At 68.4% G+C, this 26,754-nt stretch carries 24 protein-coding genes; 10 read left to right on the top strand and 14 right to left on the bottom strand.

Translation table 11 applies throughout. The annotated features are described in order from the left end of the window. Positions 1–511: 511 nt before the first annotated feature. Genes MWN34_RS18015 through MWN34_RS18030 form a run of 4 tightly spaced genes read right to left on the bottom strand, consistent with a single transcriptional unit; the run spans position 512 to position 4,270 of the window. On the bottom strand, positions 512–1,681 hold the full coding sequence (locus MWN34_RS18015) for an ABC transporter permease (protein WP_247030701.1): 1,170 nt from the start codon (positions 1,679–1,681) through the stop codon (positions 512–514). Then, entirely contained in the window at positions 1,678–2,643 is a 966-nt protein-coding gene (locus MWN34_RS18020; protein WP_247030702.1) for an ABC transporter ATP-binding protein, read from the bottom strand. Before MWN34_RS18020 ends, MWN34_RS18015 begins: the two co-directional genes overlap by 4 nt. Continuing rightward, positions 2,640–3,605: an HlyD family secretion protein gene (locus MWN34_RS18025; protein WP_247030703.1), complete on the bottom strand. Its 966-nt coding sequence runs from the start codon at positions 3,603–3,605 to the stop codon at positions 2,640–2,642. The genes MWN34_RS18020 and MWN34_RS18025 overlap by 4 nt, the downstream gene beginning before the upstream one ends. Further along, positions 3,602–4,270 carry a TetR/AcrR family transcriptional regulator gene (locus MWN34_RS18030; RefSeq protein WP_247030704.1) on the bottom strand — a complete coding sequence of 223 codons (669 nt, stop codon included), beginning with the start codon at positions 4,268–4,270 and terminating at the stop codon, positions 3,602–3,604. Before MWN34_RS18030 ends, MWN34_RS18025 begins: the two co-directional genes overlap by 4 nt. Positions 4,271–4,454: 184 nt before the next feature. Between MWN34_RS18030 and MWN34_RS18035 the strand changes: the two genes are divergently transcribed. From MWN34_RS18035 to MWN34_RS18045, 3 genes are all read left to right on the top strand, one after another. Beyond that, positions 4,455–5,015 (top strand): hypothetical protein, encoded by a 561-nt coding sequence (locus MWN34_RS18035; protein WP_247030705.1) that lies wholly within the window; start codon positions 4,455–4,457, stop codon positions 5,013–5,015. Positions 5,016–5,170: 155 nt separating this feature from the next. Further along, positions 5,171–6,178 carry an iron ABC transporter substrate-binding protein gene (locus tag MWN34_RS18040; protein WP_247030706.1) on the top strand — a complete coding sequence of 336 codons (1,008 nt, stop codon included), beginning with the start codon at positions 5,171–5,173 and terminating at the stop codon, positions 6,176–6,178. Positions 6,179–6,219: 41 nt separating this feature from the next. Next, entirely contained in the window at positions 6,220–7,830 is a 1,611-nt protein-coding gene (locus MWN34_RS18045) for an ABC transporter permease (RefSeq protein WP_247030707.1), read from the top strand. A gap of 49 nt (positions 7,831–7,879) precedes the next feature. Here MWN34_RS18045 and MWN34_RS18050 read toward each other — a convergent pair whose 3' ends face one another. After that, positions 7,880–9,385 (bottom strand): ATP-binding protein, encoded by a 1,506-nt coding sequence (locus MWN34_RS18050; RefSeq protein ID WP_247030708.1) that lies wholly within the window; start codon positions 9,383–9,385, stop codon positions 7,880–7,882. 258 nt (positions 9,386–9,643) lie between these two features. Between MWN34_RS18050 and MWN34_RS18055 the strand changes: the two genes are divergently transcribed. After that, a complete protein-coding gene (locus tag MWN34_RS18055) occupies positions 9,644–10,114 on the top strand; it encodes a DUF488 domain-containing protein (RefSeq protein WP_247030709.1) in 471 nt (156 codons plus the stop codon). Positions 10,115–10,211: 97 nt separating this feature from the next. After that, the gene (gene bcsS / locus MWN34_RS18060) at positions 10,212–10,958 is read left to right on the top strand and encodes a cellulose biosynthesis protein BcsS (RefSeq protein WP_247030710.1); all 747 of its coding nucleotides are present in this window, start codon (positions 10,212–10,214) and stop codon (positions 10,956–10,958) included. A 6-nt stretch (positions 10,959–10,964) separates the two neighbouring features. Here the strand turns inward: bcsS and MWN34_RS18065 are convergent, their stop codons facing one another. From MWN34_RS18065 to MWN34_RS18075, 3 genes are read right to left on the bottom strand one after another with little or no spacing between them, the layout of a single operon-like run. Beyond that, entirely contained in the window at positions 10,965–12,632 is a 1,668-nt protein-coding gene (locus tag MWN34_RS18065) for an NTP transferase domain-containing protein (RefSeq protein WP_247030711.1), read from the bottom strand. After that, positions 12,629–13,330, bottom strand: a complete 702-nt coding sequence (locus MWN34_RS18070) for an XdhC family protein (protein ID WP_247030712.1) — start codon at positions 13,328–13,330, stop codon at positions 12,629–12,631. Before MWN34_RS18070 ends, MWN34_RS18065 begins: the two co-directional genes overlap by 4 nt. Beyond that, on the bottom strand, positions 13,330–13,653 hold the full coding sequence (locus MWN34_RS18075) for an XdhC family protein (RefSeq protein WP_247030713.1): 324 nt from the start codon (positions 13,651–13,653) through the stop codon (positions 13,330–13,332). Before MWN34_RS18075 ends, MWN34_RS18070 begins: the two co-directional genes overlap by 1 nt. Before the next feature lie 102 nt (positions 13,654–13,755). Here MWN34_RS18075 and MWN34_RS18080 point away from each other — a divergent pair, with 102 nt between their 5' ends. Beyond that, positions 13,756–14,838, top strand: a complete 1,083-nt coding sequence (locus MWN34_RS18080) for a lysine-2,3-aminomutase-like protein (protein WP_247030787.1) — start codon at positions 13,756–13,758, stop codon at positions 14,836–14,838. On the opposite strand, the gene MWN34_RS18085 is transcribed toward MWN34_RS18080, so the two are convergent. The 6 genes from MWN34_RS18085 to MWN34_RS18110 form a co-directional block, all read right to left on the bottom strand. Beyond that, a complete protein-coding gene (locus tag MWN34_RS18085) occupies positions 14,798–16,030 on the bottom strand; it encodes a vWA domain-containing protein (RefSeq protein WP_247030714.1) in 1,233 nt (410 codons plus the stop codon). The genes MWN34_RS18080 and MWN34_RS18085 overlap by 41 nt on opposite strands. Further along, entirely contained in the window at positions 16,027–16,950 is a 924-nt protein-coding gene (locus MWN34_RS18090; RefSeq protein ID WP_247030715.1) for an AAA family ATPase, read from the bottom strand. Before MWN34_RS18090 ends, MWN34_RS18085 begins: the two co-directional genes overlap by 4 nt. A gap of 79 nt (positions 16,951–17,029) precedes the next feature. After that, positions 17,030–17,833, bottom strand: a complete 804-nt coding sequence (locus tag MWN34_RS18095; RefSeq protein WP_247030716.1) for an FAD binding domain-containing protein — start codon at positions 17,831–17,833, stop codon at positions 17,030–17,032. Between the two features lie 33 nt (positions 17,834–17,866). After that, positions 17,867–20,233 carry a xanthine dehydrogenase family protein molybdopterin-binding subunit gene (locus tag MWN34_RS18100; protein WP_247030717.1) on the bottom strand — a complete coding sequence of 789 codons (2,367 nt, stop codon included), beginning with the start codon at positions 20,231–20,233 and terminating at the stop codon, positions 17,867–17,869. A gap of 95 nt (positions 20,234–20,328) precedes the next feature. After that, positions 20,329–20,850 carry a (2Fe-2S)-binding protein gene (locus MWN34_RS18105; RefSeq protein ID WP_247030718.1) on the bottom strand — a complete coding sequence of 174 codons (522 nt, stop codon included), beginning with the start codon at positions 20,848–20,850 and terminating at the stop codon, positions 20,329–20,331. A 305-nt stretch (positions 20,851–21,155) separates the two neighbouring features. After that, positions 21,156–21,617 (bottom strand): SRPBCC family protein, encoded by a 462-nt coding sequence (locus MWN34_RS18110; RefSeq protein ID WP_247030719.1) that lies wholly within the window; start codon positions 21,615–21,617, stop codon positions 21,156–21,158. A 211-nt stretch (positions 21,618–21,828) separates the two neighbouring features. On the opposite strand from MWN34_RS18110, the gene MWN34_RS18115 reads away from it, so the two are divergent. From MWN34_RS18115 to MWN34_RS18130, 4 genes are all read left to right on the top strand, one after another. Beyond that, positions 21,829–23,007: a BaiN/RdsA family NAD(P)/FAD-dependent oxidoreductase gene (locus tag MWN34_RS18115; RefSeq protein ID WP_247030720.1), complete on the top strand. Its 1,179-nt coding sequence runs from the start codon at positions 21,829–21,831 to the stop codon at positions 23,005–23,007. Between the two features lie 378 nt (positions 23,008–23,385). After that, positions 23,386–24,303, top strand: a complete 918-nt coding sequence (locus MWN34_RS18120) for a branched-chain amino acid ABC transporter permease (RefSeq protein WP_247030721.1) — start codon at positions 23,386–23,388, stop codon at positions 24,301–24,303. A 7-nt stretch (positions 24,304–24,310) separates the two neighbouring features. Further along, positions 24,311–25,759, top strand: coding sequence for a high-affinity branched-chain amino acid ABC transporter permease LivM (livM, locus tag MWN34_RS18125; protein WP_247030722.1), 1,449 nt, complete (start codon positions 24,311–24,313; stop codon positions 25,757–25,759). Further along, on the top strand, positions 25,759–26,724 hold the full coding sequence (locus MWN34_RS18130) for an ABC transporter ATP-binding protein (protein ID WP_247030723.1): 966 nt from the start codon (positions 25,759–25,761) through the stop codon (positions 26,722–26,724). Before livM ends, MWN34_RS18130 begins: the two co-directional genes overlap by 1 nt. Positions 26,725–26,754: the final 30 nt, after the last annotated feature.

Below are 26,754 nucleotides of genomic sequence, written 5' to 3' on the forward strand. Positions count from 1 at the left end.
TCCCTACCCACGCGCTGCAGGCGGCCGCCGGAGCGATCCGGCCCGGTGCCCCGCATGCCTTCCCTCCCGAAGGCGGCAGGACCCCCGATCCGCAACCCCGGCCGGAAACGGCGCGGGGATGAAAGTGTTGAGGGCGTGAAGGGGCATGAAGGGCGCGGATCGCGCGGTCACGCTCCCGAAGAAGCCGGGACGGTGCAGGGCCCCGGCGGTGAAGCCGGCGGCGCAGGATCGCGCCTCTCACCCGTCATCCCGGCCGCGGCAGCGGGCCGCACCGACCAGACGTGGCCCTCATCGCCCCACCCCAGGGCGCAGCCGGAGCGCCGGGATGACGGCGGGTGGGACCGGAGGGCGACGGGAAGGACGGCGGGAGGGACTGGAACCGAAGACGATGGGAGGACAGGCAGCATCAGGACGGAGGAGAACGGAAGGAATGGAACGGCCCCATCCGTCTTTCTCTCGGCAACACCCAGAGCACTCCGGCGAGGGAGGCCACTATCCCCACGCATCGCCCTCAATCCAGCGTCTGCCGGAACCGCCGCACCGCGATCGTCATCGCCACCAGCATGATGGCCGCGAGCATGGCGATGTCGCGCACGAGGTCGGCGGCGTCGGCGCCCTTCAGCATGATGCCGCGGACCATGCGCAGGTAATGCGTCAGCGGCATCGTCTCGGAGAGCCACTGCGCCCACACCGGCATGCCGGCGAAGGGGAACATGAAGCCGGAGAGCAGGATGTTCGGCAGGAAGTACATGAAGGTCATCTGCACCGCCTGAAGCTGGTTCTGCGCCAGCGTCGAGAAGGTGTAGCCGATCGACAGGTTCGCCACGATGAACAGCCCGGTCAGCGCCACCAGCAGCAGAAAGGAACCGACCATCGGCACATGGAACACGAACATGCCGGCGAGCAGGATCATTCCCGCCTGCATCGCGCCGACCATCACATAGGGCGCGATCTTGCCGAGCATCACCTCCACCGGGCGGATCGGCATGGCGAGAAGCGTCTCCATCGTGCCACGCTCGACCTCGCGGGTCACCGACAATGCGGTGAAGATCAGCATGGTCATGGTGAGGATGGTGCCGAGCAAGCCGGGCACGATGTTGAGCTGGGTGACGGCGGCCGGATTGTAGCGCGGATGGGCGCGGATGACGAAGGCCGGCGGCTCCGCCTCCAGCCCGCTGCCCGAAGGACCGGCGGTGCCCACCAGGCGCTCGCGGGCAACGGCCTGCGTCACGATCTGGTTGAGCGCGGCGAGCGCGCTGCCGGACGCGACGGGATCGGTGGCATCCGCCGCCACCAGCATGGCCGGGCTCTCGCCGCGCCGCACCGCGCGCTCGAACCCGGCGGGGATCTCCACCACGAACAACACCCGGCCCGAGCGCACGAGAGCCTCGGCTTCGGCGTCGCTGGCCGGCTGGTCGGTGAGGGCGAAATAGCGGGTGTTCTGCAGCGCGGCGAGAATGGCACGGGTCAGCGCCGTGTTCTCATGCGCCAGCACCGCGGTCGGCAGATGCCGCGGCGTCGTGTTGATGGCATAGCCGAACAGGACCAGTTGCAGCAGCGGAATCATGATCATGGTGGCGAAGGACACCCGGTCCCGCAGCAATTGCAGGAATTCCTTCCTCACCATCGCCCCGATGCGGCGCAGGCTGCCGCCGGGCGCACGCTCCGTCGCGCCGGTCATCGGAAATTGTCCTCGCTGCGGCCCATCAGGTCGATGAACACGTCCTCGAGCGTCGGCTGGTCGGCGCGGACGGCGAGCCCGTCGCGCTCCCGCAGCGGCGCGACGGCAGCCTCCAGCGCGGCACGGTCATGACCGCCGACATGGACGCTGGCCCCGAAGGGCGCGATCAGGTCGATGCCCGGCTTGCCCTCCAGCTCGGCGAGCAGCACCGCCGGATCGGCGCCCGAAACGGTGAAGGTCACGAGCCCGGAACGGCCGATGACATCCTCCACCGTTCCTTGAGCCAGCAGGTCGCCATAGGCGATGTACGCGATCTCGTGGCAGCGCTCGGCCTCGTCCATGTAGTGCGTCGAGACCAGCACGGTCAGTCCCTCGGCGGCGAGCTGATGGATCTGCGCCCAGAACTCCCGACGCGCTTTCGGATCGACCCCGGCGGTCGGCTCGTCGAGCAGCAGGAGCTGCGGCGACGGCAGGATGCAGGCACCGAGCGCAAGGCGCTGCTTCCAGCCGCCGGACAGCGAACCGGCGAGCTGGCGGTCGCGCCCGGAAAGTCCCAGCCGCTCCACAGCGGCGCGGGCGGCCTTCACCGGATCGGGCACGCCATAGACCCGGGCCACGAATTCGAGGTTCTCCCGCACCGAGAGATCGGCATAGAGGCTGAAGCGCTGCGCCATGTAGCCGACATGGCGGCGGATCTCGCGGGATTGCGTCAGGATGTCGAGGCCGAGACAGGTGCCGTGCCCGCTGTCCGGTGTCAGCAGCCCGCACAGCATGCGGATCGTCGTCGTCTTGCCGGAACCGTTCGGGCCGAGAAAGCCGTAGATCTGCCCGCGCTTCACCCGCATCGACAGGTTGCGGACCACGGTGCGGCCGCCGAAGGATTTCGACAGGCCTTCGACCTCGATCACATAGTCTGCCGCACCAGCCTGCGCACCGCTGGCAGCGCCCGTTTCTGCTATCATGGGGCGAGCTCGACGGTGACGGGCTGCCCGGGGCGCAGCGTACCGGGCTGGTCGGGCCGGGCTTCCAGCATGAAGACGAGCTTCGCACGCTCATCTAGACTGTAGATCACCGGCGGCGTGTATTCGGCGGCGCTGGCGATGAAGCTCACCTTTGCCGGCACTTTCTCGCGGCACCCGTCGCAGCTCGCCAGCACGCGCGTGCCATGGGCGAAGCGCGGCAGCTCCGGCTCGGAGACGAAGAAGCGCACCTTGATGAGATCGGGCGGCAGAATGGAGACGACCGGACGCCCCGCCGGCACCAGTTCGCCGGGCCGGAAATAGACCGTCTCGATCGACCCCTCCGCCGGCGCCGTCCGGGCCCGGCGTTCCAGCCGTACCTTCGCCGCGGCAAGCGTCGCCGTCGCGACCTCCACGGCCTTCTCCGCCGCGGCGATCTGCTCCGGGCGCGACGGCAGGGCGCCGACCACGATGCGGTTGCGCGCCTCGTCCAGCGCCGCGACGTTCTGGTCGTAGCTGTGCTGGGCATTGTCGAGCGCGGCCTGCGAGCCGACCTTGCGCTCCGTGAGCTCGCGCTGGCGGGCGAGCTCGATGCGCGCGAGGTCCACCGCCGACGCCGCTCGCTGTTCCGCTGCCTTGAGCACCGCGATCTCTTCCGGTCGCTGGGCGGCGGCCTTGAGATTGGCAAGCTCGCCCTGCGCCTGTCCGACACTCGCCTGCGCCTGCGTGACATCCGCCTGCTGCAGGGCATCGTCCACGGTGAAGAGCGGGTGGCCGACGCTCACGCGGTCTCCTTCGTCGACCGAAAGCGCCGTCAGCCGTCCTGCCTCATCCGGGCCGACGAAAATGACCTCGCCTTCCGCATAGCCCTGAAAGCGCGGCGATCCCTCCTTGCCGCATGCCGCGAGCAGCAGCGTCGCCGCACACAGTACCGCGACCCTCGTCGGGCAAAGACGCCGCCTCATGCTCCCACTCCTTCATCGCGCCAGCCGAGCCCGCGCAGGACGACATCGATGTGCGCCGCCAGCATCGCCTCGGCATCCAGCGGCTCGCTGCGCTCGAACAGATCGATCCAGATCACCGCGGTGAGGAACGGACCGATGATGAGCTGCGGAAATCGGAGAGCCGCATCGGAGGTGATCTCGCCGCGCGCCAGTGCGCGCGCATTGATGGCGCGCAACAGATCCTGCCCTCGCGCGACCACGGTCCTGAAATAGAAGTCCGCCAGCTCCGGGAAGCGTTCGCCCTCCCCGATCAGCAGGCGGACGATATGCCGGCGCGGCGTGCAGATGATCTCGCCGTGCAGACGGGCAAAGAGCAGCACCAGCAGATCGCGCGTCGAACCGGGAAACTGCGCGACCTGAGCCTCCATCATGCCCAGCACCGGATCGGCGGCGGTGCGCACCAGTCCTTCGAACAGTGCCGCCTTGTCCTTGAAGTGCAGATAGAGCGTTCCCTTAGCCGTGCCGGCGCGCCGCGCGACATCCTCCATCCGCGCACCGGCAAAACCCTTCTCGGCAAACACCGCAAGCGCGGCATCGAGAATCGCCTGCCGGCGGGCGGCGGCGTCCGGCCTCTTGCGCGGCGGCCGGCGCGGCGTGGCGCGTGGCGTCTGGTCGGCACCGGTCATGTCAACCACCTTTTTGGAAACCGAATTATGACTGACCGGTCAGTTTTTTCAAACCCCAATCCGGATCTTTATTTGGCGACCTTCGCCTGCAAGCGATGCCGCCGATATCGCCGCGCCCCATCTGATGAGGCAGGCAGGAATGCGCCAGACATTCCGCCACCCACGCAGAAGGCCGGAGAGCTCCATGTCGTCCAAAGCCGTCCGCCGGAATCGGGGCGCGGGCCGGGCCCTGTTTGCCGGCGTCGTCACGATGCTGGCGCTGTTGCCTTGGCATCGGCCCGCCTATGCCGTCGAGGGCTGCCTGCGCACATGCCTGTCCGACCGCATCAAGGGCACGGATGACGACGCCGCGATGCGCGACGCGCTGCGCGCCTGCCGCGAGAGCTGCCTTGGCACCGAGGCCGACGAGTTGAAGGCGGAGGGCCTCTATGACCGCTATGCCCAATGCCGCCCCTCGCCGCTCAGCGATGCCGAGTTTCACCGGCTGCGCTCCGGCAACCCGTCCTTCCTCATCCACACCAACGCCCTCATCTGGGAGATGAAGAACGTTCTGCCCGATAAGGTGATCCGCTCCATCGAAGTCACCACCCAATCGCTGAGCCTGTCGGACACCGCCTTCAGCATCCGCACGCTGATCCCGCCCGGACACAGCGGCACCATCGTCATGATGAATTTCTTCGCCGGCTATCCCGCCGCACGCTTCGCCACGCGGCTGACGCGCATCGAGGCCTGCCCGCTGCGCTGATGGCAGCCCCCTATCCACTCACCTCCCGGCGAGCTGCCCCTGCGAGAACATTGACAAGCATCGGCCAAAGGGCTTTCTCGGGCTTGATGACGCGGAAAACAGCGCTGCGGCAATAGCTTGGAGGAATTCCAATGTACCGGATCACGCGCCGGTCCTTGCTTCGGACCTCCCTGGCGCTGGGCGGACTGGCCGCCGGCACCCTCGCTCGCCCCGCCATCCTGCGCGCCGCCTCGGCCGAGGAGCTGACACTGTATAACGGCCAGCACCGGCAGGTGACGGATGCCGTGGTCGCCGCCTTCTCCAAGAAGACCGGTATCGACATTCTGGTGCGCAACGGCTCCAGCCCGCAGATCGCCAACCAGCTTCTGGAGGAGGGCGACCTCTCCCCGGCCGACGTATTCTATTCCGAAGGAAGCCCCCCGGTGGCGGCGCTCGCCAAGCGCGGCATGCTGGCGAAGCTGCCGGACGACACGCTGAAGCAGGTGCCTTCCACCTATGTCGCGACCACCGGCGAATGGACTGGCGTCACCGCCCGCGCCCGCGTCGTCGCCTATAACCGCGATCTCCTCAAGGAGGAGGACCTGCCCTCCGGCCTCCTCGGCTTCGCCGACGCCAAATGGGCGGACAAGGTGGGGTATGCCCCGGCGAGCGACGCCTTCCAGGAACAGATCGTCGCCCTCTTGCAGATGAAGGGCCGCGAGGCGACGCTTGACTGGCTCAAGGGCATGAAGAAGGTCGGGCGCATCTACAACAACAACATCGGCGCCATGCAGGCGGTCGAGCGCGGCGAGATTCCCTGCGCATTGATCAACAACTATTACTGGTTCACCGTGGCGCAGGAGGTCGGCGCGGCCAAGATGCGTTCGGCGCTGCATTACATCCGCAACCGCGATCCCGGCGCGCTCATCACCGTTTCCGCTGCCGCCATTCTCAAGACCGGGCGCAACCTCGAGGCGGCCCAGCACTTCGTCGCCTTCCTCGTCAGCGCCGAGGGCCAGCAGATCATCGCCAACGCCATGGCGGAATATCCGCTGCGCGCCGGCATCACCTCACCCTTCCCGCTGGAGCCGTTCGACAAGCTGGACCCGCCGCCGGTCACCCCGGCCGATCTCGGTGACGCCGCCGAGGCCATTCCGCTGGCCCGCGAAGCCGGCCTCGCCTGAGCGCGGCCTCTGTTTTCAGCCGCAGAACGGAGCGCCGGCCCGTGAGCCTGTCGACCACCGAGGCCAGATCCGTCGTCCGGGCAGCCACCGCCGCTGCGTCCGACGCATCCACCCCGCGCCGCCACATGCTGCGCCGTCCGCCCGGCTGGCTGATGCTGGCGGCGGCGGTGCCCGTGCTGTTCGCGGCGCTGCCGATCGTCTATGTCGCCGCGCGCACCTGGGAGGCCGGGTTCGATGTCGCCATCGACATGCTCTTCCGCCGCCGCAGCGCCGAGCTACTGGTCAACACGCTGCTGCTCGCGGGCAGCGTCACCCTGCTGTCGGCACTCATTGGCACGGGCTGCGCCTTCCTGATCGAGCGTTTCGCCCTGCCCCTGCGCGGCGCCTGGCGCACCCTTATCTGCCTGCCCCTCGCGGTTCCGGCCTTCGTGTCGAGCTATGCCTGGGCGTCTCTTGGCCCGTCCTTTCAGGGGATGGCGGGCGCTATCCTCATTCTCACCCTGTCGCACTTCCCGCTGATCTATCTGCCGGTCGCGGCAGCGCTGCAGCGGATGGATACCCGGCTCGAGGACGTCGCCCGCTCGCTCGGCGAAACCACGCCGCGCACCCTATTGCTCGTGGTGCTGCCGCAGCTTCGCCCGGCACTGGCCGGCGGTGCCCTGCTGGTGATGTCGCACATGCTGGCGGAGTTCGGTGCGCTGTCGCTGCTGCGGGTGCAGACCTTCACCACCGCGATCTTTCAGGAGTACGAGCTTCAATTCAACAGCGCCAATGCCGCCCTGCTCTCCGGCGTGCTGATGGCGCTGTGCCTGCCGGTGGCCATGGGCGAGGCCTGGGTGCGCCGCGACCGCCGCCTCGCCCGCAGTGATCGCCGTACCCGGCGCGATGCCGCGCTTCTGCCGATCGGCCGGGCGCTGTGGCCTGCGGAGATCGGGCTCGCCGTCCTCTCGCTCGCGGCGCTCGGCGTGCCGTTGTTCATGCTCGGCTACTGGCTCAGCGTCGGGCTTTCTGCCGGCACCGGGCGCACCGACATCACGGTCGCGCTCCTCGGCTCGCTCCGGCTCTCGCTGGGCGGAGCCGTGCTCACCACCGTGCTGGCGCTGCCGCTGGTGGTGCTGGCGACGCGCTACCGCTCTGCGTTGACGCCGCTGATCGAGCGCCTGCCCTATGTGGTGCACGGCCTGCCGGGCCTCGTGGTGGCGCTGGCGCTGATCTTCGGCGCGATCCGCTGGGTGCCGCCGCTCTACCAGTCGACCGCGCTGGTCATGGTGGCCTATGCGATCCTGTTCCTGCCGCTCGCCCAGTCAGCTTTGCGGGCGACCGCCGAACTGGTGCCGCCGGAGCTGGAACAGGCCGCACGCACGCTGGGCCGCGGCCCGCTCGCCGCCTTCGGTGCGGTGACGCTGCCGGCGCTGGCCCCCGGCATCGGCGCCGGCATGGCCCTGATCGTACTGGAGCTGATGCGCGAGCTGACGGCGACGCTGCTGCTCGCGCCCTCCGGCGTCTCGACGCTGGCGACCGAGGTGTGGTCCTACACCAATGACGGCTCCTACGCCGCCGCCGCGCCCTATGCGGCGCTGCTGGTTCTGATTTCCGGGGTGCCGGTCTACGTCTTCACCCTGCGCACGCTGAAACAGGGCAAGCGCGGCTGAGAGCCGTGGCTTAGAAACGCCGCGCAAGACACTAAAAATAAATACATCTTCAACCACGCGCCATTTCGCTCGGCCGGGGCTCGCCGGGCGCGGTCTTCCAGCCGAACGCAGGAAAGCGCACCACGCGCCGGCCGCGGAAATCGGTCTCGCAGGTGAGATAGCCGCGCTCTTCCATATAAGTGAGCAACCAGCGTCCCCGCGAGGGCGAGCGGCTGCCATAGGCGCGCGCCAGTTCCTCGTCGGTCGGCGATGCGGCGTCCTCCATGGCGGCGCGGGCGAGCATGAGAAACACGCCCTGCATCTCTTCCGGCAATTCGGCCGCCTGCCCACGGACCTGCTGCCAGATCTCGCCGGAATGCTCGCCCTCCGGCAGGCCCGGTTCGACGCCGGCCCGCGCTATGGCGAGGCGTCGGGTGAAATCGGCGAGATCCGGGACGCGGGAGCCGACCCGGCGCACCCGGCAATGCACGAGGAAGTCCTGATAGAGGCTCTGCACCGAACGCATGGGGGAGGCGGACGCCGCCGCGGCCTCGGCGACGAAATGCCCGATGATGTCACCGATCAGTGCCTCCCGCTCCGCCTCGATGGCGCGCAGCGTCTCAGGATCGGCCAGTTCCTCCTCCGGCGCCGGGGCGGCCGTGATGCTGTCCATGATCTCCGCCATCGGGCGCGGCGCCGGCACGCTGCGCACCGGCGGCAGAGGATCGGCGCCGTCCTCGAAGATCAGGCCCTGCAAATCCGCGCCCATCTCCGGCGGCGGCATCAGGGCGGGCCGGCCATTGCGGCTCGCGGTCTCCACCTCGCCGACCTTCACCGGCACCGGCCGACGGGCCAGCGCCGGGCCGAGCGCGACGAAGGAGCCGGTGTTGAGGTCGCGGAAGCTTTCCGCCTGCCGCTTCTCCATGCCGAGCAGATCGGCGGCGCGGGCCATGTCGATGTCGAGGAAGGTGCGACCCATCAGGAAGTTGGAGGCTTCCGCGGCGACGTTCTTGGCGAGCTTGGCGAGGCGCTGGGTCGCGATGATCCCGGCAAGGCCGCGCTTGCGGCCGCGGCACATGAGGTTGGTCATGGCCGAAAGGGCGGCGCGGCGGGCCTCGTCCGAATTCTCGCCGCCGCCGGCCGGGGCGAAGAGCTGCGCCTCGTCGACCACGACCAGCATCGGGAACCAGTGTTCGCGCTCGGCGTCGAACAGGCCGTTCAGGAAGGCGGCGGCGGACAGCATCTGCGCATCCGCATCCAGCCCCTCGAGGTTGAACACCACCGAGGCCCGGTGCCGCCGCACCCGCCCCGCGAGACGCTCGATCTCGCCGGGAGTGCGTTCGGCGTCGATGACGACATGGCCGTAGCGCTCGGCGAGGCTGACGAAATCGCCCTCGGGGTCGATGATCGCCTGCTGCACATGGCCGGCGCTCTGTTCCAGCAGGCGGCGCAGCAGATGCGACTTGCCGGAGCCGGAATTGCCCTGCACCAGCAGGCGCGTGGACAGAAGCTCCTCGAGATCGAGCCGCACCGGCTGGCCTGCCGTATTCGTCCCGAGATCGATGCCGACCTTCATGCCGTTCGCGTGTCCGTCGCTGGCCCCTGCGGGCATTCTGTTCGAAGGTCCGGATAGGACCCGCTCAACGCTGGGGGTCTTACCATGACCGGAAGCGGCACCGGCCGCCACGGCCGGCGACTCTCCACAGATTCGCCTTGGCCCCGCAAGCATCCGCGCCCGTTTTCGCCGGGCCTGTGGCTTGCCGGCATGGCACCTTTGCCGCGAAGGCCGACCGCACCTCGACAGCACAGCGCGGCTCTGCCAAAGCTTGAGTCCATGAAAACCCCCTCGCGCGCCGCGCAACTCTTCACCATCGGCTATGAGCAGGTGTCCTCGCAGGCCGTGCTCGACACGCTGTCGAAGGCCGGCGTCGATCTGCTCGTCGATGTGCGGGCCGTGGCGGCCTCGCGACGGCCCGGCTTCTCCAAGACCCTGCTGGCCGCCGGCGTGCAGAGCCGGGAGATCGGCTATCTCCATCTGCGCGGCCTCGGTACGCCCGCCGAGGGGCGGCAAGCCGCCCGCAGCGGGCGCCACGCCGACATGCGCCGCATCTTCGAGGAACATCTCGCGACCCCCACCGCTCAGGAGCAGCTCGCCGAGCTGACGGAATTGGTGAAGTCCGGCCGCAAGGCCTGCCTGCTCTGCTTCGAGCGCCACCCAGAGCATTGCCACCGTCAGATCATCGCCGACATCGTGTGCGAACGCGTGGGCGTGCCGGTCGAGCATCTGCTGGCCAATCCGCTCTGAGCTGGCACAACTTGCAGATGCTTGAATGCAACCGACCACAATGGTGCGATCGGTAGCATCTTCCTGCTTTTGCAACCTGTCGGATGGATCCGTCTCCATGAACCGCGCGCTCCGGTGCGTCGGCGGCTGCCTGTGCGCCGGCGCATTTGTGCTGTCCGGCCTGCCCTCGGCCCTCGCCGACGACATATCCGCCGTGGCGCGCGCGGTGGAGCATCGTCTCTATTTCTACACCGGCACCGACATCGCGACCGACAACAGCTATGGATGGGCCGGCGCGGCCTGGGCGCCCTTTGCACCGATGGATGCCGAAGGGCTTCGCCTGCGGGTTCAGGGCGGCATCGGCCAGTATGACTACCGCAACAGCGCCCTGCCGGGCGGCTGGAACACGGTGAACAAGACCGAAGGCGAGGCGCTGGTCGGCTGGCAGTTCCTCTCCGGCCCCCATGCGCTGGCGCTCTATGGCGGCGCGGCGATGATCGAGAATCGGCTGCAGCTCGCCGACCCCGACAACCCGGATCAGGGCACGGCCTATGGCGCGAAGCTGCTGGCGGAATGGTATGGCCGCCTGCAGCCCGACCTCATCGCCACCGCAGCCGCCGGCTTCACCAGCGCCGACCGCACCGCGACGGTGCGCCTGACTGCCGCGAAGGTATTAGAGAATGGCTGGGAGGTCGGCGCCGAGGGCAAGGCCTCGACCGACCGGCTCTCCACCGAAGCCGGAGCCGGCGCCTTCGTCAACCTGCCGGCCTTCGGCAACATGCTGCGCATCGCCGGCGGCTGGCGATGGAACACCGACGCCGCCGACGGCCCCTATGGCACGCTGTCGCTCTATCGGGCTTACTGAACGGCGTCAGGCGTCTTCCGCCCGCATGGCGTCGAGCGCCTGCTCGCCGTCGGTGTCGGCGCGTTCCGCGATGCGGTGAAGCTCCTCGCGCTCCAGCGCATCGGTGGTGTCGACATCCACGAAGGCCTCGTCATCCTCGACCGGCACGTCGACCAGTGCCTCGGCATTGGCGACGATGAGATGGCGTGCGCCGACATCGCCGCTCAGCGTGATCAGCTCCGGGAACAACCGCCGCGCCCATACCACAGGGTTGCCGCGCCGCCCCTCGCGGACCGGCACCGCGACCAGTCTGCCCGCCGCCGGCGCAAGCGCGGCGACAAGCCGGTCGATGAGACCGGCGCTGACGCGCGGCATGTCGCCCAGCAACACGATCGCCCCGTCCGATTTCTCCGGCACGGCGCCGATACCGGCGCGCAGCGAGGTCGAGATGCCTTCGGCATAGGCCGGATTGTGCACGAAGCGGACATCGAGGCCGGCGAGCGCATCATGCACCCGCTCCGGCTCATGCCCGGTCACCACGATGACGGGCGCTGCCTGCGAGGCGAGCGCCGCCTCCACCGCGCGCCGCACCAGCGGGAGGCCATCGAGGGTGGAAGCGAGCTTGTTCGGGCCGCCCATCCGGGTGCCGCGTCCCGCAGCGAGCACCACGGCGGCGATCCGCGCGGTGCCGTCGGGCTCGCGTGCCTCGCGCGGTTGGGGACGTGTCGCGATTTCCATGAGGAGCCCTCCCACACCCATGCCGGCAATGGTTGAACGATCAATGGCGAGACCGGCGAGCAGGCGATGCAGGACCCGGTCGAAACCATTGTCCCGCGGACTGCGCGCACAGCCCGGCGCGCCGAGAACCGGCACGGCGCCGCATTGCGCGACGAGCAGGAGATTGCCGGGATCGACCGGCATGCCGAAATGGAGCAGTTCGCCGCCAGCCGCGACGATACCGGCCGGCACCACGTCCCGCCGGTCGGCAATGGCGGACGCGCCGAAGATGAGCACCATCTCGGCGCTGCGTGCGATGGCTTCGCGCACCGCATCCGCCACCGCTCCGGCATCATGGGTAATCTCGGCATGATGTTCGATGCCGGCGCCGGCCGCATGGAGCCGCTCGGCCGTGACCCGCAGCGTCTTCGCGACCACCTTGTCGGCAAGTCCCGGCAGGCGCGTCGAAATCATTGCGACGCGACGCACCCGATAGGGCGCCACGCTGAGCATCGGCCGCGCCGCGGCAAGGGCGCGCCGATGCACCGACCCTTCCACTGCGAAAGGGATGATCTTGACGGTGCCGACCATCTCGCCCGCGACGACCGGGCGAAAAGCCGGGAGGGTGGCGAGCGTTACCGCCTCGTCGACCGCATTTAACGCATCGACCCCGGCAGAATCGACCACCAGAACACCGGCTTCGGTGGCCCGCAGATTGACGCGGCCAGTAAAGGCGGCATCCGCCTGTATGCCCTCACCCCCCAGCCGAGCCGCGATTTCGGCTGCCGCCCGGTCCTCCGGCACGTCGCCTGCTTCGAGGCGGGCCGCGGTGAGCGATGTCACGCCGGCGCGTGCCAGGGCGGCGAGGCAGGCGGCATCGAGCACCGCGCCTTTCCTGAGATCGATGCCCGGCAGGCGGATCGAATGGGCGGCAATCGCGCCGTCGGCCTCCTCCAGCGCGAACGGCCCGAACCTCACGCCGCCTTCTCCCGCGGCACGTTCCGCTGGCGCAGCGCGCCGACGATCTCGGCCAGGATGGACACCGCAATCTCGGCGGGCGTCGCGGCGCCTATGTCGAGTCCGATCGGCGCCCGGATGCGGCTGAGCGTCTCGCGCGAGATACCCTGTCCGGCGAGCCGCTCCAGTCGCGTCGCATGGGTGCGCCGCGAGCCGAGCGCGCCGATATAGAAGCACCCCGCCGCCAGCGCCGCGGTAAGGCCCGGATCGTCGATCTTGGGATCATGCGTCAATGCCGCGAAGGCGGTGAACGGATCGAGACCGATCTGCGGCAGCACCACGTCCGGCCACTGCGGAAGCACCGTCACATCCGGGAAGCGTTCCGACGTCGCGAAGGCGGTGCGTGGGTCGATGATGGTCACGTCGAGCCCCGCGATCCGTGCCATCGGTGCCAGCGCCTGCGAGATGTGCACCGCGCCGGTAAGGACGAGGCGCGGCGCCGGAACATGGGCAGTAAGGAATATTTTCGCATTGCCGAGGCTCAGCATTGTGCTGCGCCCCGTGCGCAGCACCTCGGCGAGTTCCGTCGCCAGAGGATCCGCGGCGACGTCGACGGAGCGCACCAGACGCTGTCGGCCGCCGTCCATCTCGGTCACCAGCACGCAGGCCCGCCGGGCGGCGCGCTCGGCATTCAGCGCCTCAAGAACAGGGAGTTCCATCAGGCGACCTTCTCGATATAGACCGCGATGCGGCCCCCGCAGGAGAGCCCGACCTGCCAGGCGGTCTCGTCGGCGACGCCGAACTCCATCAGCCGGGGCGCCCCGCTGGCGATCACTTCCGCAGCCTCGGCCACCACTGCCCCTTCGACGCAGCCGCCCGACACCGAGCCGAGGAAATGCCCGGCCTCGTCGATCGCCAGGTGACTGCCGACCGGACGCGGCGCCGAGCCCCAGGTTTCCACCACGGTGGCAAGCGCCACGCCACGCCCTTCGCAGCGCCAGCGCTCTGCCGCCTCCAGAACATCGTCCTCGCGCGCAAACATTCGGAGCCTCCGGAATCTGGTCCAGTCCTTCACATATAGCGCAGCCTGGCGGTTACGGACTTGTCCAATCGTCGCCATGCGATCAAAACCCCGCCCATGACGATGCTTGCAACCGACCGCCCGCCGGCCGAAGACGCCTCCCCGCCTGTCACCGCCCGGCCGCACACCCTTCGCACGGTCGCGGAACTCGACGCCGCCGGCCTCGTGCCGGAGCGTGCCGGACTTGATGCGGTGGCCCAGCGCTACGCCATCGCCGTGACGCCGACTTTGCTCGACCGCATGGGCGCAGGCGAGGACGATCCGGTGATGCGGCAGTTCGTGCCGGATATGCGCGAACTCGACATCACGCCCCAAGAGAACGCCGACCCCATCGGCGACGAGGCTCACAGTCCGGTGCCCGGCATCGTGCACCGCTATCCCGACCGGGTGCTTCTGAAGCTGGTCGGAGTCTGCGCCGTCTATTGCCGCTTCTGTTTCCGCCGCGAGATGGTCGGGCCGGGAGCGGAGAGCAGCCTGTCGCCGGAGGCGTTGGACCGCGCGCTGGCCTATATCGCCGGGCGGCCGGAGATCTGGGAGGTGGTCGTCACCGGCGGCGATCCCTTCATGGCGTCGCCGCGCCGTCTGGCGGTGCTTTCCGCCCGGCTCGCCGCCATCGGGCATGTCAAGGTTCTGCGCTTCCACACACGCGTGCCGGTCGCCGCACCGGAGCGGGTGACGGACGCGCTCGTTGAGGCGATCCGCGCCCCCGGACTCGCCACCTATGTCGCCGTGCATGCCAACCATGCCCGCGAGATCGGTCCCGAGGCCTCTGGCGCGCTTGACCGCCTCGCCGATGCCGGAATTGCGCTGCTGGGCCAGAGCGTGCTGCTGGGGGGCGTCAATGACGATGCCGAGACCCTCGCCGCCCTGTTCCGCACGCTCGTCGCGGCGCGGGTGAAGCCCTATTACCTGCACCATCCGGACCTCGCGCCCGGCACCGGCCATTTCCGCCTGCCCATCGCACGTGGCCAGGAATTGATGCGCTCCCTCCGCGGCCGGCTCTCGGGCATCGCGCTGCCGACCTATGTGCTCGATATTCCCGGCGGTTACGGCAAGGTGCCGATCGGGCCGGATTATCTGGAGCCGACCCCGGACGGCTGGCAGGTCACCGACTATTGCGGCGGGGTGCACGATTATCGCGGCTGACGTCCACGTCATCCCGGGAGAGAGCGGCGACCAGCGCCTCGATACTGGCCAAGTTGTGCACCGGGCGGAAGTCGTCGACATGCGGCAGCATGGCCTTCACGCCGGCCGCGCGGGCCTCGAAATATTCATAGCGCAGCAATGGGTTGAGCCAGATCAGTCGGGCGCAGGAACGGCGCAGGCGATCGGTCTCGAAGGCGAGCGAGGGGCCGTTGCCATCGGCGGTTTCACGCTCCAGCCCGTCGGTCATCAGCAAAACGCGCGCCTTGCCGCCCAGCACGCGGCGCGACCAGAAGCGGTTGAACGCCGCCAGCGAGGTCGCGATGCGGGTGCCGCCGGACCAGTCCCGCGCGCTGCGGCCCGCGCCTTCCAGCGCTTCGTCGGGATCGCGCCGGGCAAGAGCCCGCGTCACATTGGTGAGCCGAGTGCCGAACAGGAAGGTCGAGACATCGCGCCTCGCTTCGGTCAGGGCGTGGGCGAAATGGAGCAGCGGTCGGGAATACTCGGCCATCGAGCCGGAAATATCGATCAGGAGCACCAGCGGTGCCAGGCGCTCCACCGGGCCGCGCCGCCTCAGGTCGAGCAGGTCGCCGCCGGAGCGCAGACTTGCCCGCAGCGTCGCCCTCAGATCAAGCCGTGTGCCGCGGGGATCGGGGCGCTGCCGGCGCGTCCGGATCCATTCCCGCGGGAGAGCAAGCCGGGCGATTTGCCGGCGCACGGCGTCGATCTCGGCCGCGTTCATCTGGGCGAAGTCCTTGACACGGAAGGATTCTTCCGCAGAGACGGTGAGGCGGGCCTCGACCTCCGGCGCCGATGGAGCACGCGCCTCGCGCTGCCGGCCGATTCCGGCGAACAGTGCGTCCTCGATGCGGCGCAGCGGTGCGCGCTCCGAGTTCGGGTGGGCGGGCACGGTCGGCGACATCAGGGCGATGAGCCGCTCATCGAGCCGGCGGCGTTGCCAGAACAGGGGGAATGCCTGGTCGAAGACGAGGTGCTGGTCGCGACGGGTCACGAAGACGGCGTGAAGCGTCCAGTAGAAGTCCTCCCGCGGCCCGATGCCGGCCGCCTCGACCGCCGTCACCGCATCCAGCACCATGCCCGGGCCCACCGGCAGGCCGGCGGCGCGCAGGGCGCGGGCGAAATAGGCGATGTTGTCCGCGAGCTTTCCCCCGGCCGGGATCGCCGCCCCGCTCATCCCGGCGCCTTCGCGGCGTGGCGCGCATCCTTGATCAGCGCGCCGATGCGCGCCGCGTCGGTGCGGACGATATCGTCTTGATATTTCAGGAGAACGCCGAGCGTGTCGCCGACGAGGGCGGGGTCGAGGGCGGCCGCATCCAGCTCGACGAGGGCAGCGGCCCAGTCCAGCGTTTCCGCAACGCCCGGGGCCTTGAACAGGTCGGTGTCGCGCAGCGCCTGCACGAAGGCGACGACTTCCCGCGACAGCCGTGCCGGCACGCCGGGACGGCGGGCGGCGAGGATGGCGAGTTCGCGGGCGGCGTCGGGATAGTCGACCCAGTGATAGAGACAGCGCCGCTTCAGGGCGTCATGTACCTCCCGCGTGCGGTTGGAGGTCACGATGACGATGGGAGGTCGGGGCGCGCGGATCGTGCCGAGCTCGGGGATCGTCACCTGAAAATCCGAAAGGATTTCAAGGAGAAAGGCCTCGAACGCCTCGTCGGTGCGGTCGAGCTCGTCGATCAGCAGCACCGGCGGGCCGGCGGGGTCGGGCTCCAGCGCCTCCAGCAGCGGGCGGCGGATGAGGAAGCGGGAGGAGAAGACGTCCTCCACCAGCCGGTCGCGATCCACCCCTCCAGCGGCTTCCGCAGCGCGGATTGCGACCATCTGCGCGGCGTAGTTCCACTCATAGACCGCGCTGGAAAGATCAAGTCCTTCATAGCATTGCAGCCGGATCAAGCGCCGGCGCAGGCCCGCGGCGAGCACCTTGGCAATCTCGGTCTTGCCGACACCGGCCTCGCCTTCCAGGAACAGCGGACGGCCCATCTTCAAAGCGAGGAACACCACCGTCGCCAGCGCCCGGTCGGCAACATAGCCCTGCCCGGCAAGAAGCTGCCGGGCCTCTTCGATGCTGCCGGGAAGGAGAGCGGTTTCACTCATGACGGGCCCTTCGGCGGACGCGGATCGCGCGTGACCGATGAGTGCAGTGAGGTGACCAGTGTGTCCAGCCTTCCTGCCCTCACGCGTCCGCCGCAGCTTCCACCGCCCGCCGGGCGATGACGCCGACCAGATGCGCCCGGTATTCGCCGCTGCCGTGGATGTCCGACACCATGTCGTCGGCCGGCGGGGACATGCCGTCGAGGGTCTTTCCGGCGAAGCGGCGGCGCAGGGCCTGCTCGGCTTCCTGCCAGCGGAAAACCCCGTTCTGCGAGGCTCCCGTCACCGCCACCCGGATGTCGCTGGTCCGCTTGGCGGCGAATACGCCGACCATGGCAAAACGCGAGGCCGGATGGCGGAATTTGACATAGGCCGCCTTCTTCACCGCCGGGAAGGCGATGCGGGTGATGATTTCGCCCGGCTCCAGCGCCGTCTCGAACAGGCCGAGGAAGAAATCGTCGGCCTCGATCCGCCGCTGGTTGGTGATGATGGTGGCGCCGAGGCCGAGGCAGGCGGCGGGATAGTCGGCGGAGGGGTCGTTATTGGCAACCGACCCTCCCAGCGTCCCGCGGTTGCGGACCTGAGGGTCGCCGATCACGGCGGCGAGGTCGGCCAATGCCGGCAACGCCGCCCGGACCACTGGGGATGCGGCGACCTCGGCGTGGCGGGTCATGGCGCCGATGGTGAGGGTGCGGCCTGCCAGGCTGATGCCGGACAGGTCCGGCACCGCGCCGAGATCGACGAGGTCGCCCGGCGCCGCGAGCCGCAGCTTCAGGGTCGGCAGCAGGGTCTGGCCGCCGGCGAGCAGCTTGCCGTCTTCCGCGCTGGCGACGAGCGCGGCGGCGCGGCGGACGCTGGAGGGGCGGTGATAGGTGAAGGCGAACATGGATGCGTCTCCTGATCGCTGCGTCGTTGGCGACTATTCGGCGGCGCGGGCGGCGGGGCCGAAGGCGCGCATCACCTCCCACACGGTGGAGGGCGTCGCCGGCATGGGCACCGCCTCGGTCCCCAGCGCGTCGGTGATGGCGTTGATGACGGCCGGCGGCGCAGCGATGGCCCCCGCCTCGCCGCAGCCCTTGATGCCGAGCGGATTGGAGGGGCAGCGGGTCTGCGTGAAGCCCATCTGGAAGCTCGGCAGGTCTTCGGCGCGCGGCATGGCATAGTCCATGAAAGAGCCGGTCACGAGCTGGCCGTCGCGGTCATAGGACGCCGCCTCCATCAAGGCCTGGCCGACGCCCTGGGCGATGCCGCCATGCACCTGGCCCTCGACGATCATCGGGTTGATGACGACGCCGAAATCGTCGACCGCGGTCCAGCTGGCGATGGTGGTCTTGCCGGTCTCCGGGTCGATCTCGACCTCGCAGATATGGGTGCCGGCCGGGAAGGTGAAATTGACGGGATCGTAGAACGCCCCCTCCTTCAGCCCCGGCTCGATCTCCGAGGTCGGGAATTTGTGGGCGACATAGGCATTCAGCGCCACCGAGGCGAAGTCGATGGAACGGTCGGTGCCGGCGACGGTGAACTGGCCGTCCCGGAACTCGATGTCGGCGACCGAGGCCTCCAGCAGATGCGAGGCGATCTTCTTCGCCTTTGCCTCCACCTTGTCGAGCGCCTTCACGATGGCCGACATGCCGACCGCGCCGGAGCGCGAGCCATAGGTGCCCATGCCGAACTGCACCTTGTCGGTGTCGCCATGGACGACCGTGACCTGCTCGATGGGGATGCCGAGCCGATCCGAAACGAGCTGGGCGAAGGTGGTTTCATGCCCCTGTCCGTGGCTGTGCGAGCCGGTGAGGATCTCGACATTGCCGGTGGGATTGACCCGCACCTCGGCGCTTTCCCACAACCCGACACCGGCGCCGAGCGAACCGACCGCCTGCGAGGGCGCGATCCCGCACGCCTCGATGTAGCAGGAATAGCCGAGCCCGCGGAGCTTGCCCTGGCGCGCCGAGTGCCGGCGGCGGCGGCCGAAGCCTTTCACGTCGGCGATCTTCATCGCCTTGTCGAGCGAGGCGCGGTAGTCGCCGGTGTCATAAGCCATGATGACCGGGGTCTGGTGCGGGAACTTGCGCACGAAATTGCGTTTGCGGAAATCGGCCGGGTCGACGCCGAGCTCACGCGCCGCGACCTCCATCAGCCTCTCGATCACGAAGGTCGCTTCCGGCCGCCCGGCGCCGCGATAGGCGTCCACCGGCGCAGTGGTGGTGTAGACCGCCTCCACCGCCGCATGGATGGCCGGGATGTCGTATTGGCCGGACAGCAGGGGGGCATAGAGATAGGTCGGGATCGAGGAGGCGAAGGTGGAGAGATAGGCGCCCATATTGGCGCGGGTCTTCACCCGCAGCCCGAGGATCTTTCCACGCTCGTCCATCGCCAGCTCGGCGGTGGTGATGTGGTCGCGGCCATGGGCATCGGACAGGAAGGCCTCCGAGCGGTCGCCGGTCCATTTCACCGGCCGCCCCACCCGCTTCGAGGCCCAGGCGCAGACCGTCTCCTCGGCATAGATGAAGATCTTCGAGCCGAAGCCGCCGCCGACATCCGGTGCGATGACCCGCAGCTTGTGCTCGGGCGCGATGCCGACAAACGCGGAGAGCACGAGGCGGGCGACATGCGGGTTCTGGCTGGTGGTCCAGAGCGTGTAGGCGTCGTTGCCGGAATCATATTCGCCGATGGCGGCTCGCGGCTCCATCGCATTGGGAATCAGCCGGTTGTTGACGATCTCCAGCGTCGTCACATGACGTGCCTCGGCGAAGGCCCGCTCGGTGGCGGCGGCGTCGCCGAGATGCCATTCGAAGGCGAGATTGCCGGGGATCTCGTCATGCACCAGCGTGGCGGAGTCGGTCGCGCCGGCAAGCTCGGCCACCGCCGGCAGCACGTCATAATCCACCGCAATGGCAGCCGCAGCGTCCTTGGCCTGGTCGAGCTGCTCGGCGATGACGACGGCGACATGGTCGCCGACATAGCGAACCTTCTCCTTCGCCAGCGCGGGGTGGGAGCCCATCTTCATCGGCTGGCCGTGGATGTCGTGGATCATCCAGCCGCAGATGAGGTCGCCGAGCTTGTCCTCCGCCAACTCCTTGCCGGTGAGGATGGCGACCACGCCGGGCATTGCGAGCGCCTCCGCGGTGTCGATCGAGCGGATGCGGGCGTGGGCGTGAGGGGAGCGCAGGAAATAGGCATGGGCCTGGCGGGGCCGGAAGATGTCGTCGGTGTACTGGCCCTTGCCGGTGATGAAGCGGTGGTCTTCCTTGCGGCGCACCGCCTCGCCGATCCTGGTGACGGTCATTGGCGTTCCTCCCGGCCCGTGGCCGGCCCCGGCCGCTTGGCGGGCCGGCATGATGGACGGATGATGCTGCGAGCGGGTGCTCTTGGTGGAAGGCGCTATTCCGCCGCGGTTCGCAGGCCCGTGCTTCCGGTTCCGCCTGCGCCCATGGCCGGCGCCATGGCGCGTGCGCCCTCGGCCACCGCCTTCACGATGTTATGGTAGCCCGTGCACCGGCAGATATTGCCGTCGAGCTCGTGGCGGATCAGCGTCTCGCTCAGTTCATTGCCGTGCCGGTGGACGATATCGACCGCCGCCATGATCATGCCCGGCGTGCAGAAGCCGCATTGCAGGCCGTGATGCTCGCGGAACGCCTCCTGCATCGGGTGCAGCAGGCCCGGCGCCCCCAGCCCCTCTATGGTGGTGACGGCGCAGCCTTCCGCCTGAAGCGCCAGCACCGTGCAGGACTTCACCGCATCGCCGTCCAGATGGACGGTGCAGGCGCCGCATTGGCTGGTGTCGCAGCCGACATGGGTGCCGGTGAGCATCAGGTTCTCGCGCAGGAACTGTACGAGCAGCGTTCGCGGGTCGATGTCGGCACTGGCCGTGCGGCCATTGACCGTCATGGTGACGATGGGCATCGCTTCCTCCTGGACGGGGTCCGTTTCCGACCCTCATTCCGGACGCCCGCACAGGCGGTACGCCCGCCAGCCGGGCACTGGCTGATGCCCGACTTTTATTATTCTTCCAGTTTGAAGCTCGTTTTCTATGGCGGTCAAGCATGACTCAGCCATATGGGCCGGGTTTTAGCCGTTTTTGCTGAGCGAATGCCTGTGCTGCGACGCCGAACACTTGGATCGCACCCGCAGCAACACATAAGAACGCGCCGCGACGCAAGGTCAGAGCGCGCGGCTCTCTTGCAGGATCGGGACGACACAGCCTGCGTTCAGGCGGCCGCGGCCTTTTCGTTCATGGCCTTGGCGAAGGCTTCGAAGAACTGGTCCGCCAGCTTCTTGGCGCTGCCGGCGACGAGACGCTGGCCGAGTTGGGCGAGCTTGCCGCCGATCTGCGCATCCACGGAATAATGCAGGGTTGTGCCGCCCTCAACCGGCTCCAGCCGCACCAGCGCGCCTCCCTTGGCGAAGCCCGCAATGCCGCCGTCGCCCTGCCCCGAAATGCGGTAGCCGGCGGGCGGATCGAGATCGGAAAGCTCCACCGTGCCCTTGAAGCGCGCCTTCACCGGGCCGATCTTGGCGACCGCCGAGGCGCGGAAGCCGGTGTCGGAGGTCTTCTCCAGCTCCTCGCAGCCCGGAATGCACTGCTTGAGCACGTCCGGATCGTTGAGCGCCGCCCAGACGACCTCCCGCGGCACCGGCAGCTCATAGGATCCCGTCAGTTCCAGAGCCATCGCCGTACTCCCCCTCCTGTGTCGTTGGCGCACAGTGTAAAACCGTTTCCGCTAGGACGAAATCGGATCGTCGATAGGAAATCGCTCTCGATTCAACGCCTTGGCGCATGTTTCGATCACCAGCGCCGATCAATCGCCTCTTGACCGCCCCGCCCCCGCCCCGCGATACCGGGCCAAGGCGCGCCATCGGGAGGCGCCGGCGGGAGCGTGCATGTCGGGCGTCGACGTTGTGGTGATCGGGGCCGGCGCCGCCGGCATGATGTGCGCGATCGAGGCGGGCCGGCGCGGCCGGCGCGTCGTCGTCATCGACCATGCCGCCGTGCCGGGCGAGAAGATCCGCATTTCCGGCGGCGGGCGCTGCAACTTCACCAATATCCACGCCGGTCCGAAGAACTACCTCTCCGCCAACCCGTCCTTCTGCATCTCCGCGCTGAAGCGCTACACCCCGCGCGATTTTCTCGCCCTCGTCGAGCGCCACGGCATCGCCTGGCACGAGAAGACGCTCGGCCAGCTCTTCTGCGACGGCTCGGCCCGGCAGGTGGTGGAGATGCTCCGCGCCGGGATGCAGGACGCGGGCGTCGAGCTACGGCTCGGAACCTCCGTCGATTCCGTGGAGCGCGGAGCGGACGGATTCCGCGTCGCCGTCGGCCGCGACACGATCGCCTGCCGCTCGCTGGTGGTGGCGAGCGGGGGCAAGTCGATCCCCAAGATGGGCGCCACCTCCTTCGGCTACCAGCTCGCGGAGCATTTCGGCCTGCCGCTGGTGCCGACCCGGCCGGGGCTGGTGCCGTTCACGCTGGACGAAGCCGCCCTCGCCCGCTTCGCCCCGCTCGCCGGGGTCGGCCTCGACTGCATCGCCGCGCACGGCCGCACGCGCTTCGCCGAGGCGATGCTCTTCACCCATCGCGGCCTCAGCGGGCCGGCGATGCTGCAGATCTCCTCCTATTGGCGCGAGGGCGAGGAGATCGCGATCGACATGGCGCCCGGGCAGGATGTGTTCGCGGCGCTGCGCGCGGCACGGGCTGGCCATGGCCGGCAATCGCTCGCGACCGCGCTTTCAACGCTGCTGCCGAAGCGGCTCGCCCAGATGCTCGGCGAGGAACATGGCGGCGGACGCAACCTCGCCGACCTCGGCGACGCCGCGCTGCGCAAGGTGAGCGCGGCGATCGGCGACTGGCGGCTGCGCCCGCTCGGCACCGAAGGCTACCGCACCGCGGAGGTGACGCTGGGCGGGGTCGACACCGGGGCCCTCGATTCGCGCACCATGGAATGCCGCACGGTGCCGGGGCTCTATTTCATCGGCGAGGTGGTGGATGTCACCGGCTGGCTCGGCGGCTACAATTTCCAGTGGGCCTGGGCCTCCGGCTGGAGCGCCGGGCAGGTTTGCTGAATGGTTTCCCTGCCAAACCCTTCCGCATGCGGGCGACGGAAGCAGGGCGGGCGTCGAATCACGACGCGCAGGTTGTGGCCGCCTCGCAACAGCACGCCACGACACGCGAGCGCCCCGCCAAGCAGCAGCTAAAAATCACTTAACATATTGTAAAATAAAAGAAATTTAAAAATTTCGAAATTAATTGGAACGCTACTATCACGAGTTTCGATGGATTGCATTTCGCCTTTCGATCGAATTGTCTCGGGCGCGGCGCCACGCTAAGAATAGCCTATCTCGCACACGGCGCGGGCACGGGCATATAATGGGCAAGAACCCACATCCGCTGCCCGCCAACACCGGCGGCAACGCCTCCGCTGAGGGGAGCGGACTGGTCATATGGACATTTTCGTTCAGCAGCTCATCAACGGGCTGACGCTGGGCTCGATCTACGGGCTCATCGCAATCGGCTACACCATGGTCTTCGGCATCATCGGCATGGTGAACTTCGCCCATGGCGACGTTTTCATGGTGTCGGCCTTCATCGCGCTCATCTGCTTCCTGCTGGTGACGACGGTCTTCGGCATCACCTCGATCTTCCTGGCGCTGGCCATCGTGCTGGTCGTGGCGATGTTCTTCACGTCGCTGACCAACTGGGCGATCGAGCGGGTGGCCTACCGGCCGCTGCGCGGCTCCTTCCGCCTCGCCCCGATGATCTCGGCGATCGGCATGTCGATCCTGCTGTCGAACTTCGTCCAGGTCGCGCAGGGCCCGCGCAACAAGCCGGTGCCGCCGATGGTGACCGACGTCATCGTGCTGATGGAGAACGACGGCTACCAGGTCACGCTGGCCTGGAAGCAGATCATCATCATGGTGCTGACCGCGGTTCTGCTCGGCGGCTTCTGGTACCTGGTGCAGAAGACCTCGCTCGGCCGCGCCCAGCGCGCGGTGGAGCAGGACCGCAAGATGGCGGCGCTGCTCGGCATCAATGTCGATCACACCATCTCGCTGACCTTCGTCATCGGCGCCGCCCTCGCCGCCGTCGCCGGCGTGATGTACCTGATGTATTACGGCGTCGCGAACTTCGCCGACGGCTTCGTGCCCGGCGTGAAGGCCTTCACCGCCGCAGTGCTCGGCGGCATCGGCTCCCTGCCCGGTGCGGTGCTCGGCGGGCTGCTGATCGGCCTGATCGAGGTGTTCTGGTCGGCCTATTTCTCGATCGAGTACAAGGACGTCGCCGCCTTCTCGATCCTCGCCATCACCCTGATCTTCCTGCCGCAGGGCCTGCTGGGCCGGCCGGAAGTCGAGAAGGTCTGAGGGCGCCATGGCTACGGGAATAGCCGACAGCGCCGCGGGCGCGCCGGCCGGGCAGAACGTCCTTGGCGATGCGCTGAAGGACGCCTTCTTCGCCGGCCTCATCACCCTCGGCCTGATCGGGCCGCTGGTGGGCTTCCAGACGGTCGCGATCGACACCGGGGCGGGCAGCGTGCTCGGCCTCGCCTACCGGCCGGTCACGGTCGCCATCATGGTGGGCATCGTCTTCATCGGGCGGCTCATCCTCAACCTCACCATCTGGTCGCCGAACCGGGTCGCGAAGACCCGCTCCGGCCCGACCGTGTTCGACCGGATCGGCACCGCGGCCGGCCCGGCGGTGAAGCCGCTCCTGCTGGCCTTCGCCATCGGCTTCCCCTTCCTCGCGACGCTCATGATGGGCGGGATGACGCAGGCGCGATACCTGCTCGACGTCGGCATCCTCATCCTCACCTATGTTATGCTGGGCTGGGGCCTGAACATCGTGGTGGGCCTCGCCGGCCTGCTCGACCTCGGCTATGTCGCCTTCTACGCGGTGGGAGCCTACACCTACGCACTGCTCGCCACCTCCGAGCCGGTGACGCATTTCTTCGGCGGCCTGCTCGGCGAGACCTTCTGGGCGAACTGGGCGTTCTGGATCTGCCTGCCGGTGGCCGGCCTGTTCGCCGGGCTGTGGGGCATGATCCTCGGCTTTCCGGTGCTGCGCCTGCGCGGCGACTACCTCGCCATCGTGACGCTGGCCTTCGGCGAGATCATCCGCCTCGTCCTCATCAACTGGGTGGACTTCACCGGCGGCGGCGCGGGCATCGCCTCCATTCCGCGCGCGACCTTCTTCGGCATCCCCTTTACCGCCGGCGAGGACGGATTCGCGGCGCGGTTCGGGCTGGAATTCAGCCCGATGCACCGCATCATCTTCCTCTATTTCGTCATCCTGGCGCTGGCCCTGATCACCGCCTTCGCGACGGTTCGGCTGCGCAAGCTGCCGGTCGGGCGGGCATGGGAAGCGCTGCGCGAGGATGAGATCGCCTGCCGCTCGCTCGGCATCAACACCACCAACGTCAAGCTCTCGGCCTTCGCCACGGGCGCGATGTTCGGCGGCTTCGCCGGCTGCTTCTTCGCGGTGCGCGCCGGCTTCGTGAGCCCGGAGAGCTTCACCTTCGACATCTCGGCGATGATCCTGGCCATCGTGGTGCTCGGCGGCATGGGCTCGCAGATCGGCGTCGCGGTCGCGGCGGCGGTGATGATGGGCGGCATGGAAGCTCTGCGTAACCTCGACTTCCTCAAGCAGGTCTTCGGGCAGGATTTCGATCCCGCGCTCTACCGCATGCTCATCTTCGGCTTCGCCATGGTGTCGATCATGGTGTGGAAGCCGCGCGGCCTCGTCTCCACCCGCGAGCCGACCATCTTCCTGAAGGAACGCAAAGCCGTGTCCGGCGATCTCGTGAAGGAGGGGCACGGCTGATGGCGACCTCTCCCCTTTCCGCGGCGACCCATCGCTGGGAAGCCGACCCCATCCTCACCGTCGAGCACCTGTTCATGCGCTTCGGCGGGCTGGTGGCGGTGAACGACCTCAGCTTCAATGTCGGGCGCGGCGACATCACCGCCCTGATCGGCCCGAACGGCGCCGGCAAGACGACGGTGTTCAACTGCATCACCGGCTTCTACAAGCCGAGCGAGGGTCGCCTTGCCCTCGCCCATAATCGCGCGCCGACGCCGGACGAACTCGCCACCGTCACCGCCATCGGCGAGCGCGCGCTGGTGGGCACCGACGCGGCGGTCTACCTGCTGGAGCGGATGCCCGACTACCGGGTTTCCGGCGAGGCGAAGGTCGCCCGCACCTTCCAGAACATCCGCCTGTTCACCGGCATGACGGTGCTGGAAAACCTTATGGTCGCCCAGCACAACGCGCTGATGACGGCCTCCGGCTTCTCGCTGAAAGGCCTGTTCGGCCTGCCCGGCTGGAACAGCGCCGCCCGCGCGGCGACGGAAAAGGCGAAGTTCTGGCTGGAGAAGGTCGAGCTTCTGGACCGCGCCGACGACCCGGCGGGCGACCTGCCCTATGGCGCCCAGCGACGCCTCGAGATCGCCCGCGCCATGTGCTCGGACCCGATCCTGCTCTGCCTCGACGAACCCGCCGCCGGCCTCAACCCGCGCGAAAGCCTGGAACTCAACACGCTGCTGCGCATGATCCGCGCCGAGCACGGCACCTCGATCCTGCTGATCGAGCACGACATGAGCGTGGTGATGGAGATTTCCGACCACGTCGTGGTGCTGGACTACGGCACCAAGATCGCCGACGGCACGCCCGAGGCGGTGCGCAACGACCCGCGCGTCATCGCCGCCTATCTCGGCGTGGACGAGGACGCCGTGGAAGAGGTCGAGGCCGAGATCGACGAGATCGAGGCGCAGTCCGGAGCGACATCGTGAGCGACATCATCCCCGCCGCCCGCGACAGCG

Origin of the sequence: Ancylobacter crimeensis (genome assembly GCF_023016805.1) — a bacterium.
In the GTDB taxonomy this organism is placed as follows: Bacteria; Pseudomonadota; Alphaproteobacteria; order Rhizobiales; family Xanthobacteraceae; genus Ancylobacter; species Ancylobacter crimeensis.

Coding starts and splice junctions, on each gene's coding strand:
- MWN34_RS18015 (WP_247030701.1), bottom strand. CDS start 1,681: ATGACCGGCGCGACGGAGCGTGCGCCCGGCGGCAGCCTGCGCCGCATC.
- MWN34_RS18020 (WP_247030702.1), bottom strand. CDS start 2,643: ATGATAGCAGAAACGGGCGCTGCCAGCGGTGCGCAGGCTGGTGCGGCA.
- MWN34_RS18025 (WP_247030703.1), bottom strand. CDS start 3,605: ATGAGGCGGCGTCTTTGCCCGACGAGGGTCGCGGTACTGTGTGCGGCG.
- MWN34_RS18030 (WP_247030704.1), bottom strand. CDS start 4,270: ATGACCGGTGCCGACCAGACGCCACGCGCCACGCCGCGCCGGCCGCCG.
- MWN34_RS18035 (WP_247030705.1), top strand. CDS start 4,455: ATGTCGTCCAAAGCCGTCCGCCGGAATCGGGGCGCGGGCCGGGCCCTG.
- MWN34_RS18050 (WP_247030708.1), bottom strand. CDS start 9,385: ATGAAGGTCGGCATCGATCTCGGGACGAATACGGCAGGCCAGCCGGTG.
- MWN34_RS18055 (WP_247030709.1), top strand. CDS start 9,644: ATGAAAACCCCCTCGCGCGCCGCGCAACTCTTCACCATCGGCTATGAG.
- bcsS (WP_247030710.1), top strand. CDS start 10,212: ATGAACCGCGCGCTCCGGTGCGTCGGCGGCTGCCTGTGCGCCGGCGCA.
- MWN34_RS18070 (WP_247030712.1), bottom strand. CDS start 13,330: ATGGAACTCCCTGTTCTTGAGGCGCTGAATGCCGAGCGCGCCGCCCGG.
- MWN34_RS18075 (WP_247030713.1), bottom strand. CDS start 13,653: ATGTTTGCGCGCGAGGACGATGTTCTGGAGGCGGCAGAGCGCTGGCGC.
- MWN34_RS18080 (WP_247030787.1), top strand. CDS start 13,756: ATGCTTGCAACCGACCGCCCGCCGGCCGAAGACGCCTCCCCGCCTGTC.
- MWN34_RS18085 (WP_247030714.1), bottom strand. CDS start 16,030: ATGAGCGGGGCGGCGATCCCGGCCGGGGGAAAGCTCGCGGACAACATC.
- MWN34_RS18090 (WP_247030715.1), bottom strand. CDS start 16,950: ATGAGTGAAACCGCTCTCCTTCCCGGCAGCATCGAAGAGGCCCGGCAG.
- MWN34_RS18095 (WP_247030716.1), bottom strand. CDS start 17,833: ATGTTCGCCTTCACCTATCACCGCCCCTCCAGCGTCCGCCGCGCCGCC.
- MWN34_RS18100 (WP_247030717.1), bottom strand. CDS start 20,233: ATGACCGTCACCAGGATCGGCGAGGCGGTGCGCCGCAAGGAAGACCAC.
- MWN34_RS18105 (WP_247030718.1), bottom strand. CDS start 20,850: ATGCCCATCGTCACCATGACGGTCAATGGCCGCACGGCCAGTGCCGAC.
- MWN34_RS18110 (WP_247030719.1), bottom strand. CDS start 21,617: ATGGCTCTGGAACTGACGGGATCCTATGAGCTGCCGGTGCCGCGGGAG.
- MWN34_RS18115 (WP_247030720.1), top strand. CDS start 21,829: ATGTCGGGCGTCGACGTTGTGGTGATCGGGGCCGGCGCCGCCGGCATG.
- MWN34_RS18120 (WP_247030721.1), top strand. CDS start 23,386: ATGGACATTTTCGTTCAGCAGCTCATCAACGGGCTGACGCTGGGCTCG.
- livM (WP_247030722.1), top strand. CDS start 24,311: ATGGCTACGGGAATAGCCGACAGCGCCGCGGGCGCGCCGGCCGGGCAG.
- MWN34_RS18130 (WP_247030723.1), top strand. CDS start 25,759: ATGGCGACCTCTCCCCTTTCCGCGGCGACCCATCGCTGGGAAGCCGAC.